This is a genomic window from Halorubrum salsamenti (assembly GCF_007671685.1).
GTDB lineage: Archaea > Halobacteriota > Halobacteria > Halobacteriales > Haloferacaceae > Halorubrum > Halorubrum salsamenti.
In genome coordinates, this window is sequence record NZ_VCNL01000004.1 from 54782 (window position 1) to 67569 (window position 12788).

General features: G+C 58.1%; 13 protein-coding genes. 8 read left to right on the plus strand and 5 right to left on the minus strand.

Features of this window, described 5'->3' with window-relative positions:
- Positions 1-158: 158 nt before the first annotated feature.
- The gene (locus FGL94_RS11560) at positions 159-623 is read right to left on the minus strand and encodes a hypothetical protein (RefSeq protein WP_144925179.1); all 465 of its coding nucleotides are present in this window, start codon (positions 621-623) and stop codon (positions 159-161) included.
- Positions 624-750: 127 nt separating this feature from the next.
- Here FGL94_RS11560 and FGL94_RS11565 point away from each other — a divergent pair, with 127 nt between their 5' ends.
- From FGL94_RS11565 to FGL94_RS11580, 4 genes are all read left to right on the plus strand, one after another.
- Entirely contained in the window at positions 751-1617 is an 867-nt protein-coding gene (locus FGL94_RS11565) for a hypothetical protein (RefSeq protein WP_241659165.1), read from the plus strand.
- A gap of 418 nt (positions 1618-2035) precedes the next feature.
- Entirely contained in the window at positions 2036-2977 is a 942-nt protein-coding gene (locus tag FGL94_RS11570) for a hypothetical protein (protein WP_144925182.1), read from the plus strand.
- The gene (locus tag FGL94_RS11575) at positions 2974-3630 is read left to right on the plus strand and encodes a 3'-5' exonuclease family protein (RefSeq protein WP_144925185.1); all 657 of its coding nucleotides are present in this window, start codon (positions 2974-2976) and stop codon (positions 3628-3630) included. The genes FGL94_RS11570 and FGL94_RS11575 overlap by 4 nt, the downstream gene beginning before the upstream one ends.
- A gap of 37 nt (positions 3631-3667) precedes the next feature.
- Entirely contained in the window at positions 3668-4387 is a 720-nt protein-coding gene (locus FGL94_RS11580; protein ID WP_144925188.1) for a hypothetical protein, read from the plus strand.
- Between the two features lie 616 nt (positions 4388-5003).
- On the opposite strand, the gene FGL94_RS11590 is transcribed toward FGL94_RS11580, so the two are convergent.
- Positions 5004-5348, minus strand: coding sequence for a hypothetical protein (locus FGL94_RS11590; RefSeq protein ID WP_144925193.1), 345 nt, complete (start codon positions 5346-5348; stop codon positions 5004-5006).
- Between the two features lie 531 nt (positions 5349-5879).
- On the opposite strand from FGL94_RS11590, the gene FGL94_RS11595 reads away from it, so the two are divergent.
- Entirely contained in the window at positions 5880-7187 is a 1308-nt protein-coding gene (locus FGL94_RS11595; protein ID WP_144925196.1) for a hypothetical protein, read from the plus strand.
- Positions 7188-7482: 295 nt separating this feature from the next.
- Positions 7483-7956 carry a hypothetical protein gene (locus FGL94_RS11600; protein ID WP_144925199.1) on the plus strand — a complete coding sequence of 158 codons (474 nt, stop codon included), beginning with the start codon at positions 7483-7485 and terminating at the stop codon, positions 7954-7956.
- Between the two features lie 76 nt (positions 7957-8032).
- Here the strand turns inward: FGL94_RS11600 and FGL94_RS11605 are convergent, their stop codons facing one another.
- Complete coding sequence (locus tag FGL94_RS11605) at positions 8033-8395, minus strand: hypothetical protein (RefSeq protein ID WP_241659166.1); 363 nt, start codon at positions 8393-8395, stop codon at positions 8033-8035.
- A gap of 447 nt (positions 8396-8842) precedes the next feature.
- Between FGL94_RS11605 and FGL94_RS11610 the strand changes: the two genes are divergently transcribed.
- Both FGL94_RS11610 and FGL94_RS11615 read left to right on the plus strand, forming a co-directional pair.
- Entirely contained in the window at positions 8843-9976 is a 1134-nt protein-coding gene (locus FGL94_RS11610) for a serine hydrolase domain-containing protein (RefSeq protein WP_144925202.1), read from the plus strand.
- A 366-nt stretch (positions 9977-10342) separates the two neighbouring features.
- Positions 10343-10816: a hypothetical protein gene (locus tag FGL94_RS11615; protein ID WP_144925205.1), complete on the plus strand. Its 474-nt coding sequence runs from the start codon at positions 10343-10345 to the stop codon at positions 10814-10816.
- A gap of 660 nt (positions 10817-11476) precedes the next feature.
- On the opposite strand, the gene FGL94_RS18350 is transcribed toward FGL94_RS11615, so the two are convergent.
- Together FGL94_RS18350 and FGL94_RS11625 are read right to left on the minus strand one after the other, a co-directional pair.
- Positions 11477-11749 (minus strand): hypothetical protein, encoded by a 273-nt coding sequence (locus tag FGL94_RS18350; protein ID WP_186313400.1) that lies wholly within the window; start codon positions 11747-11749, stop codon positions 11477-11479.
- A gap of 220 nt (positions 11750-11969) precedes the next feature.
- Positions 11970-12623, minus strand: coding sequence for a CPBP family intramembrane glutamic endopeptidase (locus tag FGL94_RS11625; RefSeq protein WP_206664921.1), 654 nt, complete (start codon positions 12621-12623; stop codon positions 11970-11972).
- Between the last annotated feature and the right edge of the window lie 165 nt (positions 12624-12788).

Sequence of the window (12788 nt, forward strand, 5' to 3'; positions counted from 1 at the left end):
TTTCTGAAGATTCCACCACCCCTATCTGGCTTTATCACGGATTGGGTGCGCTATTTTTTATTCACCGGCGTAACAGGATTTCTCTAAGAGGTAAGTCACCAGTGCTGACCGGAACCGGGGTAGAACGTATCTCTTTCTGAAGATTTCAACAGAGCCGTTTATTCTTCTTTTTGCGAATCAGATTCTTCCGAAAGCGGGGTTCCGAGTGACCGCTGTTTATCCTCCTGAACGTCTGGTTCTTGCACTAATTCGTACATGCTTTTGTTACCATATCTTTGAGCGACTCTCTTGACTCGCCCCTGCGTACTCTGAAACGAATCATCGAGATATGATTTTGTGCGCTCAAATCCACTCACATACCGCTTCCCTTTCTCCGTTTCTTCGACGTCTCGGGACTGTCCCTCCTCATCCGTTTCAACGATTCCCATGTCGATGTACCGTTTGATACTTCGTGAGAGACCTTCGTTGAACGGCCCTCGCTCTTTGAGGACGGAATCTACATCAGTATCACCCGGTTCACGACGGTAGCGATCGAGCAGTTTATGATACTTTCCGCGGCCTTCGATCTCTCCACCCGTCTCGTGTAAGAGGAGTAACTCTGGATGGTGGTCCTCGTCACTCATAGGTACTCATCAAGAGTTGTCGCTTCAGTGTGGATACGGTACAGGAGACGCCGTTGAGTGTGCGGGAGCGCCGTGGTGGGGAGACGTCGGGTGAGGACGAGGGCGAGTCGGGTGCGGGTGATGGGGCGTGACGGGGTCGGAGTCCGGTCTGGAGCCCGGTGGTGATGGTGAACCAGGCGCGTTGGTGGCGGCGTTCCGGCACGACGTACACAAGCTTCGGGGGAAGCAGCACGCGTCGGCTGATCAGGAGGTGTGCGGGGTGCGGGTGAATCAGTCGGTGCCGTGCGGTGCGGATGGGGATGCGGCGGTGTTGAGTCGCCCGTCGGGTGAGCCGGAGGAAACGGTGGCGAATCACGTGTCGCCGGCACGGCTCTCACTCGTGACGGGGGCGACGGTCGCGGATCCCGTGGACGTGCCGGCCTCAGTGGCGGCTGTGCGTGGGCTGGTCAGGCCGGGGTGTTCGGACCCGGCGCGACTCCACGCTGAGTGGTTGACGAGTGATGTGGCGGCGCGGTTCAACGAGTCGGTGTACGTCCCGTACACGTCGTTGAAGTTCCACGTGTTGCTGGTGGCGGCGCTGCTCGATAATTACCGATCCGGGTACGCGTTCGAGGATCTTTGTCTTGTGGCGGAGTGCCCGGCGCGCGGCCCGCCGACTGGCGACGGCGATGATGGTCGTGTGGCGGCGGCGCTTGACGCTGAAGTGGTGGTGCCGTGCCGGACGGTGTTGTGGACGTCTGAACTGGCGGTCCGCGTGACGGGTGACGCGCCTTCGACGGGGGCGGTGGCGTCGCTTGGGGCGGGGCCGGCGCGGTCGTTTGCGGATACGTGGTCGCGGTTGTCGGCGCAGCCGCTGGATGTGGAGCGGAAGTGGCTGCGCGTGGTGGATGCGCAGTTGCGTCGCATCCGGTCGTTTTCGACGGCGCTGCAGTACGTGGAGGATGTCGTGGAGAGGGATGTGGGTGCTGCGGTGCGTGGCGGGGTGGGGAGGTGATCCGGGTGGGCGGGCGGGGTCGGCGCGGCGGACCGGTTGTGGGGAGGCGACGTGGTCGTGGGTCGGGGCTGCGGGTTGTGGTGGGCTCGCAGCCGCGACGGGTGCGTGCCGCGGGTCGCGGGCTTGGTGCCGGGTTGTTCGTGGTGGGACGACGCGGGACCGGTTCGCGCCTCGGAAATCGGTGGTGCGGGTCGCAGCTGGGAGTGCCGTTTCGACCCTGCCACCGAGACGTGGGAACACTGGAGGCGAGGTGTGCGGATCGCGTGACGGGTCGGCGAAGAACACTGGAAACAGGGTGTGTGGATCACGGGGAGAGTACGTCGTGGAGAACACTGGAAACGGGGTGTGCGGTACGGGGTGCTGATAGTGTGGCGTGTGAACGTGTGATGGCCACCAGTGGAAGCGCGGGGGTGGGAGCGTGACGCGCATCCAGCAGGTGTTGTTCGAGTTGGAAGCGCCGTACACGGGGCACCCGTACTTCGTAAGCGGTAACGCGTTGTTCAACGCGGTCGCGCCGCACGTCGATGACGAGACGCGGCGGGAGTTGCGAGTGAGTCACGGGGTGTTCGTGCCGGAAGAGTACGGTGAGTACCCAGCCGCGCATTCGATGCCCGGGTACGCGGGGAAGCTCGGCGGGTCGCTCCCCGACGTGGACGCGTACGAGGATCTGTTCCTGTACCGTGACGCGGCGCAGCGATGGTTGCTGGACTCCAGGCCACGAGACGCGCATAACACGCACGACGTCCAGACGCACGGTGGGCGCGTCGCGTACGCTGACACGTCCTGGTTCGGGCGGCCCGAGACGATGCGGAACACCCGGCGGGCCGTGTCGTGGTACCTCCACTGCTACGTGTCCGTGGACGGCGTCGACGACACGATCCCGCTATCAGAGGACGTCCTCGACGGGATCCAAGTCGGTGCCGCGCGGAACTACGGGTTCGGTGAAGTGTCGGTCGCTGATACGCGAGTCGTGGAGGTAGCGGAACTCGATTACTCTCGCCTCGAAGCAGCCAAGCAGGACGGGGAGCCATGCCAGGTTGAGTTACTGACGCCGTTCGTCACGGCTTCGGAGTACCCGGGCGCGGATGACCAGGACGTTCCGTGGTGGTGGGGCGTTACAGATGCCGAGGTGCGGCGGCGAGAAACCCGTGTCGTGGACGACGGTCACGTGTACGTGGTGAACACGATCGACCACGGGCAGGTCGTCCCGTACACCAGCTCGGACCCGGTGCGAACGGCGATGAACGGTGTGCTCAGGGTTGGGACGCATTCGAAGTACGGGTTCGGTGAGTTCCGCGTCAGACCGGCTGGTGAGGGGCGCGTCCCGGGGCGGGCAGAAACGCGGGGTGGTGAGGCGTGACGTTGCGGCAAGTAGCGTTCGACATCGAGACGACCGGGTTCAACGCGGATGACGTCGTCACAGTAGTCGGGTTCGCGGTGCCGCTCGGAGTCCGCGTGTTCGTGAACACAGGCGGCCGCGCTGCTCCTGACATCGGTGAAGTCGGCGGGGACGTGGTCGTGAAGGTGACGACGCACTCCTCGGAACCCGGGTTGCTGACGGCCGTCGCCGGGTTCGTTGAGGAGCGGTTCCGGGACGCGGACGTGTTGCTCGTGGCGTACAACGGGGAGCGGTGGCGCGGCGGGTTCGACCTTCCGTTCCTCCGCACGCGGTTCGCGCGCCTCGACATCGCGTGGCCGTTCACCGACGTGCCGTACGCGGACGTCATGCCGCTCGTCACGAAGCGGTTCAACACGACCGTTGACGGTGACGAGCACGGCGACCTCGACACCGCGTACGACGTGCTGTGCGACGGGACGTACGGTGAGCTCGACCCGTTCACGGAGAGTGCGGAAGCAGTGACAGCGTTCGAGAACGAGGAGTTCGCGGCGCTCGCCGCGCACAACGTCGCGGACGTGCTGCGAACACGTGAGCTCGGGCGGCTCGCGGAACAGTACTGCTCGAAATCAGAGTTCAACGTGAAATCGCTAACACCGACACGGAGCACCCAATGACACGACAATCGACGCGACGCTCGGCAGGTGATGGACAGTGAGTACTGACGACTTCCCCGATGACGTTGATGGGTTCCGAACGGCGGGGAAAGAGTCGTGGGAGCACTTGTGGCCGAAATTAGAGTTGGAGCGGCGTCGCCGCACACAAACCGAGCCGTTCTTCCACGGTGAGTATCGGTTCGAGAGGAAGGTCGCTGACCGCGTCCCGGACTGTGCGGTCATCGGAGGTGACGTGAACCGGTGGATTGAGTTTGTCGCCGGGTCCGACCAACCGTACCGGAAGAAGACACGGGAAGCGCTGCGCTTGGGGTTCGTCATCCACTGGGTGTTTCACACTGACCACGCCGAGCAGAAAGGGACGGCGCGTGACGCGTTAACCCCGGAGCTCCACGGCCCGTTCTCATTCGGAGAGTACAACCCGGACACAGGCACGTTGGATGTCGGTGACCCGGTGACGTTCAAGAATTTCAGGTTCCCGGTTGAATCAATGGAAGAGTTCGAACCGCGGGAACTCCTCGGGTATCGACGCGGCATGGCCCGGATCGACCGGGTTGACTACGGGTACGATCTCGGCATGTTCGCCGTTGCCGGCGTCCAGCGTCGCATATTGGCGAACGCGTACGGGACGGAGTTCTGCGCAGTGGCACCAGGTCAATCAATTGCCGATGCGACGTGGGGGTTTCCGACGCGAGACGGGCTTGAACGACTCATCGAAACGAACAACCTCACACGACTCGGACCGGTACGGCGAGACTGAGCAGGCAATCGGGGAGCCGGTTCGACAACAAGGGTTTGAGAGCCTATCGAGAGTCCAGGAAATCACAGCAAAAGCTCGAAGTCCCAGTCAGCGATTACTGCCTGACCCGATAGTCCGGCTCTGTTGAAATCCGTAGTCGGTGAGATGTTCTTGCTGTCATGCTGAATACGAGGCGCGAGTTGGTCAGTTCGAATTCGCGCTCAGCAGCAGCGCGACTCCTGTAACTGATACTGACACTCCGAGGAGGATGAGACCGAGGTACCCCACAGCTATCGACCCGATATCCTGAATTGCTGAATGGTACTTGTTAGTCGTGTGTAGCAGCAGCAGCAGGGTGCCTACGATGCTGATGAGGAGTCCTACCGCGTTTGCCCACAGTCCTAACTTCGCCATGTAATCACCTCATGTAGGTGAATTTAAAATACGTGTGTGCTAGATGTATTAGTTATCTTTTGTTCTACAACGTATCAGCCCCTGGTCTAGGCGACAGAGATTGTGGGGGAATCCGCTCTGCTGTAGGTACGCTCTGAGTCGGCCACAACGTTTCTGTCGGATCCAGCGGAGCTCTCGATGATATTGCTAGATACAGAGCCCGGTTCTCGGACGGAGGTCCATCTCAGTATCCGTTATAATCCGATCCGAGATCAAATCGGCTAATATCAACAGTGGTCGGTGGGTCAGTAGGAGGGTCGGTTTCTATCGGGCGGACATACCTGACACGGAGATCATCAGTGGCCTCTACCCAAAACTTCTCAACAGACACGTGTCCGGCAAGCGGGAGTTCATTGAAAACAGCTCTCCGGGCCTGGGCGTGTAAGTGGTCGTCAGCATCGTTCACCGGCCCCATTTTGATTTTGTAATTTACTCCCCCAAACTCATTCATCAACGTGTCATGTAAGTCGGCCGATATTGCGACCGAAGCGCCGTCAACGGTTCCATCAACGTACTCTGGATCAAACATCCCGAAGACCTCGTCTCGGTCGCGGTCAAATTGTACCCGGAGGAGATCGGCTAAGACGGATGAATCTGGCCGGGTGAGTTTGACCTGTACTTTCTTTTGCCATACTAACCCGTCTGTAGACTGAGTGTTCCCTGACGTCGGCGTACTCTCTGTATCGTTCGGCCAAACCGGACTTGAACAGCCAGTGAATGAGGCAATACTGCCTGTCCCACAGAGCGACAGGAACCGTCGGCGTGAGAGAGGAGGGCACATACCGACACGGAATGTTTTGTATCGTGTATAGTTTGCCATACACAATGCTTATAGAGGCAATTGTTCGCTACGTCAGTGCCGGTTTCGAACTGTTTCCCGCCAGTAATCGACAGTACAATAGAGGACATAGAGGAGGGCGTTAAGAAAATCCACTATTGCCAGTAGTTCACCGAGTCGCGTAGAATGATCGCTCAGTACACAGCGTGTATTGGCCGTGTCAAAGATTAATCAACACTCAGTTATAAGGCACAGCAATCAGGGATTTAGGAGGATAAACCAGTGAACAGGCCAACGAACAGGGTTATTCTCGTAACATTGGTCGTGGTTTTTGCGACGGTGTTGGCCGGCTGTGGCGCGCTTGGCGGAGGTTCCGCGCCGGCCGCAGAGCCGGAAACGACATCGTCACCGTCACCAGGAACATCTACGGGCGTTCATACCCCCGAGAGTCGTGTACCAGTCTACGGGAACCTGTCGGTGAATGCGACGCAGGTTTGGGAGCGCGTTGAGTCGCTGCTCGGCGGAAAGTACGACGCACCCGAAGTAACCGTATTGAATCGGACTGGGGGAACGTCCCAGACCGGTCAGTTCGCGGTTCGTCTCGGTCTCGACGAGGGGGCGGCGACGTTTCAGGACGGTGGCGTCGACGGGAGTTATTCCCATCGAACTGGACGCGTACAGATCAGCCCGCGGAACGGGTCGCCCGCGCAGGTAGCCCGGCTCCTCGCTCACGAGTACGTTCACGCCGTCCAGTTCCGGGCGGATAACGGGAATCAGACAAGGTTCATCGACCGGCTCTCGGCACGTGAAGGGATCTGGGTCCAGCGCGCGATAATTGAGGGCAGCGCCGTCTACGTAGAGGACGTCTACACGAAGCGATTCCTCGGCTTTTCCGCCCTTGACCAGCGGTGTGCCGAGTACGTCGAAGGGACACCGTACGAGCGCTACCAAGCCCAGCCGTACTGTTTCGGCGGCCGGTACTTTGCGGCGCAGGTGGACTCGCCAAGCGATCTCTTCTCACCGACTACCGCGCTCCCGAACACGACCGAGCAAGTGCTCCATCCTGGGACGGCTGAGCCACCGGCGAATCTCACTGTCATCGACGAAACGAGTACGGACTGGTCCACGCCAGCGTCATTCCGGCGTCAAGGCGAATTGTACGTCCGGACCGTCCTCGGCGTCGAACTCTCCGAAGAGCAAGCCATCGAAGCGGCGGCTGGTTGGGGCAACGACAAACTGGTTCACGTCACTAACACCACTGGTGATACGAAGGGTTTCGTCTGGGTCTTGCGTTGGGACACCGAGAGCGATGCGGGAGAGTTCGAGTCCGCGTTCGAGCAGTACCTCGATGCCAGAGGTACACGGACCCCTGACGACTGGCACGTCGGTGACGACCGGTTCCGGGTTTCAATGGTCGATAATCGAACGGTTGCAGTCATCACTGGGAATGAGACGTTCGTGAATGCCGTCACGGTCACTGTACAGAATCGCAATGTAACTGTGTTGACTGATGAAAATCAATCGGCAAGTGTACAATTCCGGGATGAATTTGGCTCAGTGCTATATTCGCAGACACATTCTATCGGGTGATTCAGAACCGGTTTGGAGAAGATAATATACTCTCCGTGCTGACTACAACCGCTGTATCGGACACGCTCTCACCGGTAGGAATTGAATAGTTGGGCAAGACGCTGCCGTATACAGGGCGTTCACTCAGTACCGGACCACAGCTAGACTGAAGGTGAACCATCGGTTGGGCAGGGTCAACTGGCAGAAAACATTTACTTCAGTATAGACGACAGCTTACGCGTTGTGGATGTACACGCGAAAGGTGTGTAGTGTAGAAGTATGATACGTTCACAGAGAGGCAGGAGGGGTGTGCCTCGTGACAGGTGACGAGAGTACGATACTGAGTCGTCGAGGCATTGGTGTTGGAGTAGTCGCAGTGGCATCGACTGGGTGTCTCGGTTCTCTCCGGAGTGAACAGGAGTCGGAGTTCGAAGTAGTCTCAGTTTCCGACGAAGGACCGGTTGCTTCTGCGAGTGTCTACGTTGATCCAGGCATCCTTCCGGGATTAGGGTCACTGGTGTTTGCGATACAACTCAGGCAACACGAGTCCGAATGGCAGGGGTCTAGAATTACGCTAACGCCGCCAGAAGGAAATGATAACTCCAAGACAGGAAGTGGTGAGTCTAAAGAGTACACACCGGATATGAGGGAGGTATCACTAGAAAACGAATTACAAGTACCGGGGAGGTATACGGTCGGCATTGTAACACCGAATCCGATAGAGGGTGGAACTGTATATACACAGTCAGAAATCGTTGTGAACCGAAAGACAAGTGACGCGGACGCATGAACTGAATTTGTAGTCGATCTCGTGCTGAACACACCCTCTGTGTTCAGTAAGGCGATTTCATCAAGTCCTGAGTACCTCACTGAGTCCTGGTTCCTGCGGTGTTACTGTACCGCGGGTGGATCCACACCAGCCCGCTGCCATGCGCCTCAACCCATGCTGTTGGGTCGTCGAGCCCGCGTTGTAGTAGTTCTCGCTCGCCGGCGTACACGCCGTGTTTGTCGAATTGAACAGCGACGAGCGACCGGGACGCGGTTTCGTAGTAGATTGCTCGCTGAGCCTCGTCATCAATACCGACGAGGTCCCGGCCCTCTTCGTATCTGAATAGGTTCTCTGCCATTTTCGCACTGTGAACTCCTGAGCGTTGGATTTGTAGCTCCTCAGCTAAATTCACAAATACGTCGTGGCGTCGAATCTGCTCTTCGGAATCTGTCGTCGCCATACCGAATCGAATAGTGACTAGGGTAAAGGGAGTGAGCCAAGAGGACAGGGTGAAACTGGAAGTATACCAGTTGATGAAGGTTCTGCTGAAATCCCCCCGTCGCTGATAGCTTGGAAATGTTATGTTGAATTAGGATGCGTATTCCTTACACGTTCGATTAGTCCGTTAGTTCATCCGATCTATTGGGTCTCACCAGCTGATTTATGATAGGAATAGATGCCGCTGACTACTGGGCAACCGCTCGTCCAGGCAGTGAATCCGTCGTTTATCCGGGATTGGGTTATCAGCCTCGGTGAGTACGTCAAAGAATCTGAGTTAAGTAACGCATTTCACACAGAGATGCCGTCGACGAACGGGAACAGCGAGTCCTCAGTCATCACGCTTGACGGGAGTGATCAGTGCTATGTATTACCGAATTTTTATTGACAGTAGTTTGTGAGTAGTGGTATGGTAGCACTCACCGATAGTGATCGACAGCAGCTTCGAGCTGAGTTTGACCGGCACCTCGATGTTGGTCTACATCATGGCGCGCAACTCGCGGTCTACGTTGACGGGGATCTCGTCGTGGATTTCGCCGGCGGGACGACTGGCCCGGATGGCGATGAAACCACCGTAGAAACGCGTCATCTCGTCTTTTCATGTACGAAACCGTATGCGGGCGTCGGCCTCCATCAACTCATTGAGCAGGGCGAAGCCGCGTACGACGACCCGGTGGTCGATCATTGGCCCGGGTTCGCCGACAACGGGACACAGAAAGCCGAGATCACCATTCGACAGGTGCTGAGCCACACTGCCGGGATTCCGTACGGTGACTTCGACGACCAACCCGAAAAATGGGGAGACTGGGACGCAGTCGTCCAAGCGATGGAAGACATCGATCCGGTATTCGACCCGGGCGAGCAACCCGCGTATCACACGTTCAACTACGGCTGGGTCGTCGGTGAACTCATTCACCGGTTGTCCGGGCAGCACGTCGATGAGTACGTCGCCGAACACGTGTTTGACCCGTTAGGAATGGATCGGTCGTCAATCGGGCTTGACTCGGATGACGACGACGACGTTGCTACGTTATCCGGCTTCGAGATGTACGACCGCTGCCGCGACCCCGGAGAAGGGTTAGGGATCCCGGCGTCCGAATCCGCGGACGCGTTTAACAACGAAGCTGTTCGGCGTGCTGTTATCCCGGCGGCAAACGGGATTAGCACTGCGCGAGACATGGCCCAGTTTTACGCGTGTATGGCCAATGGCGGCGAACTTGATGGCACGCGCCTGCTCGACGAGGAGACCGTTGCCGAGGCAACCCAGACCCACGCTGAAACAGACGCTGACGGAACGCTCTCCCGACCGGCCCGGTACGCGCTCGGGTTTTGGACTGGCGGATTAGCAAATGACATGTTCGGATCGTTCAGCCGCGAGCGGATGTTCGGTCATGCCGGACTCGGGAGCATTTTCGGCTGGGGGGACCCGGAACTGAACGTCGGCTTCGCATACGTCACCAACGGCATCCGCGAGGAATCGTGGGAGCATGCCGCTCGCATCAGTGGAATGTCCGATGCCGTCCGATTAGCACTCCACGAGTAAGGGGTTCAACGAGGCCGTGCTCCTGAGTCGGAGGCGGTTCGCCGCGAACGATGCTGTGACGGAGTCGTGCCGGGCGGCCGAACAGTAGCGTTGTAACGGCGTGGAAGACGAACTCGGTATGCGTTCGCTTGACCGCAGGTGTGACGGGGAGTTCGTTGCGAGTGTGTTCGACGTGTTTGCTGGGAAAAAGATTATAATCACACATCGGGTTGGTGTAATTGTAAATCACTACCGGACAGCCCAGGAACAACGTGGATGCGTAATCTGTGCATCCGTAGTACTTTGAGGGAGAGTCCGGCTTCCTCGTCAGCCGACGGCGCGGTAAACGACGCAACCGGCAACGCAGTCACAACTACGGATACACCAATGCCAGACAAACCCATCCGCGAGCAGTTCCAGACCGACTCGCAACGATACGGTAACGAGAAAACAATCGAAGAGACGTTCAGTAATCCGTACCATCCGCTGGACAACGAACTGAAAGCTGCGCTTGAGGACACGGCGCTGCTGAGTGGACCGGAAGCCTTCGCGTTCGTGTGGGGGCCACTCGGGACGTCTCCAGTCATGACGGAAGAGGAGATGGCCGAGCAGTTCGTTCAACGACACGGGTTCGAGAGCCTGTCTGAGTTCAAGGAAGTCGCAGCCAGGGCTCGGGAAAAGGTCGCTGACGCGATCTGGATTTACGAGTTGATTGACGCGTACCGATTCCCGGACTTCCCGGAAGAGTGCGCCGAATGCGGTCGGTCACTCGGCGGGATGTGGGTTGAACCAGACGATGGGCCAAGCCCGCTGTGTAGGAACTGTGCCGACATCGATACGGAGAGGCACTTCCCGTCGTAGGACACTGACGACTCTCGGTAGTAACGCACGGCGAACGCGTTTTTATTCGAGGTGACGGGTGGATGGCTGTTCACCAGTTATTGGAATGCGGTCGGCAGTCGCTGTTCGCTACTGGCTATTACGATACTCTGGAATATGATTATTCAGAGTATTTTGTCTCGTGCGCGCTGAGTGAGTGGTATGACTGCGTTCGTGAACCGTTCGGATGAGTTGGATCGGCTTCACAGCCTATTCGAGTCGGGGAACGCGCAGGTCGCTGTCGTGTACGGACGGCGAGGTTCGGAAAACGAGCCTCGTGAAGAAGACGCTTGAAGATCGGGAGAACGCACCGATCTTCGATATCGGGCAGTAGTGGTATCAGGACCACGAGATTGACGTCGTCGGACTTCCCGACAGCGAGACGCTCGTCGTCGGCGAGTGTGAGTATTAGGACGCACCGCTCGACTACGGCGCGCTAGCTGTACTTGAACAGCACGTAGAGAAACTCCGGTGACAACCGTCGAGCGGTGGGACGCGAACCGTCGAATACGCGTTGTCCTCCCGGGGCAGGTTCACGGACAGCGTTCAGGAAGCCGCCGCCGAGCGGAACGATGTATGTCTCTTCACGATCGACGACGTCGTCGGCGCGCTCACCCAGTGGGCGCGTCGGGGACGTGTGGTTCACTCACCGCCGTCAGTTGGTTCAACGTCGTCCGGGTACGGTTGCTTCCCCGCATCCGGATCAGGTTCGCCGATGATATCCATGTCATCCTCGTCAGGGTGTCCCTGTGTCGTCTCTTCGATAGCATCCGGGTACGGTTCCTTCCCCGCGTCCGGGTCAGGCTTGCCAATAATATCCATGTCCTCATCGTCAGGATGGCCTTGTGTCGTCTCTTCGATATTATCCTGGTCCGGTCGCTCTCCCGCGTTCGGATCTTCGTCGTTGCTTGGCATGTCTGGTAGGTGGGAGCGGTCAGGTAAGTGTGTGGCCCCAGCCGACGGTTCTGTTGAAATACGCTTGTTCAGATATCAAGTCGACCGAAACGGTCGGTAGATAGGGGTTGTATACTGACTACTGCCGGAGCTATCAGTTTTCAGATGCTCCCCGCTGCGGGCGGACAGTCAAGTGCTTACCATAGGCGAGGAGACGAGAATGAAGCTGAAGTGCCGGATATCATCCGAGACCGAATGCGACGACGATGATGTACCCCCAGATATTGTTGAGTTGATGTACGAGCCATGCGCCACTCAGGTTATCGAAGCGCAGTCGGACTACCGTCGGAACAATTGCCCACGTACACATCGTGATTACCCCTGCGACGCCGAGTAACGCGACGTGAATAAGCCCGAACGTGAGAATGGTCAGTCCACCGGCTACTACCGGGTGAACGCCCCGCCCAAGCAACGCCCCGAGCACCACACCACGGAACAAAACCTCTTCAACGAATGGTGAAACCAATACCGCGCCGAAGATGACTGCTCCGACAACAACTGGATCAGAAAGGGAGTATACGTAGCCACTCATCGTGAGTCCCGCAGCTTGGGTCGCCGCGGTTGAACCGAGATACAACGCTGTTCCAATTGGAAAACCGAGCAGCGCCCACGCCAGTTCATCCGTGCTCGGGCGGTCAAACCGGAACGCAGCCGCTCGCGCTGCCGGGCTAAATAGGAAGTATACACCGGTAACCGTCAACAGGGACGCGAGGCCATAGCTGACATTTTTTCCAACAACACCATACTCTGCTCCGGGGACGACAACCTGGTAGACCAGCCCGATACCGATAGCTAACGGTACAGGGAGTGCCGCAGCGATGATCCCAACGGGCAAACGGTCACTAAGTGCTGCCGAGTTACGTTGGAGCCGCCCGTTCAAGATTGCTCTGGGTACCATGATTCACTCTATCTCAATCTGTTTTGAGTCGTTTGCTGATGGTGGAGATTCGGTCTATTTTGGCGCGGATTAGAGTCGGTCATCATTTGAAAGTTGTTTGGT

What these genes read in the sequence shown, in the direction of transcription:
- FGL94_RS11610 (WP_144925202.1), top strand. Translation starts at nt 8,843, where the DNA reads ATGGTAGCACTCACCGATAGTGATCGACAGCAGCTTCGAGCTGAGTTT.
- FGL94_RS11590 (WP_144925193.1), bottom strand. Translation starts at nt 5,348, where the DNA reads ATGTTTGATCCAGAGTACGTTGATGGAACCGTTGACGGCGCTTCGGTC.
- FGL94_RS11615 (WP_144925205.1), top strand. Translation starts at nt 10,343, where the DNA reads ATGCCAGACAAACCCATCCGCGAGCAGTTCCAGACCGACTCGCAACGA.
- FGL94_RS11605 (WP_241659166.1), bottom strand. Translation starts at nt 8,395, where the DNA reads ATGGCGACGACAGATTCCGAAGAGCAGATTCGACGCCACGACGTATTT.
- FGL94_RS18350 (WP_186313400.1), bottom strand. Translation starts at nt 11,749, where the DNA reads ATGCCAAGCAACGACGAAGATCCGAACGCGGGAGAGCGACCGGACCAG.
- FGL94_RS11560 (WP_144925179.1), bottom strand. Translation starts at nt 623, where the DNA reads ATGAGTGACGAGGACCACCATCCAGAGTTACTCCTCTTACACGAGACG.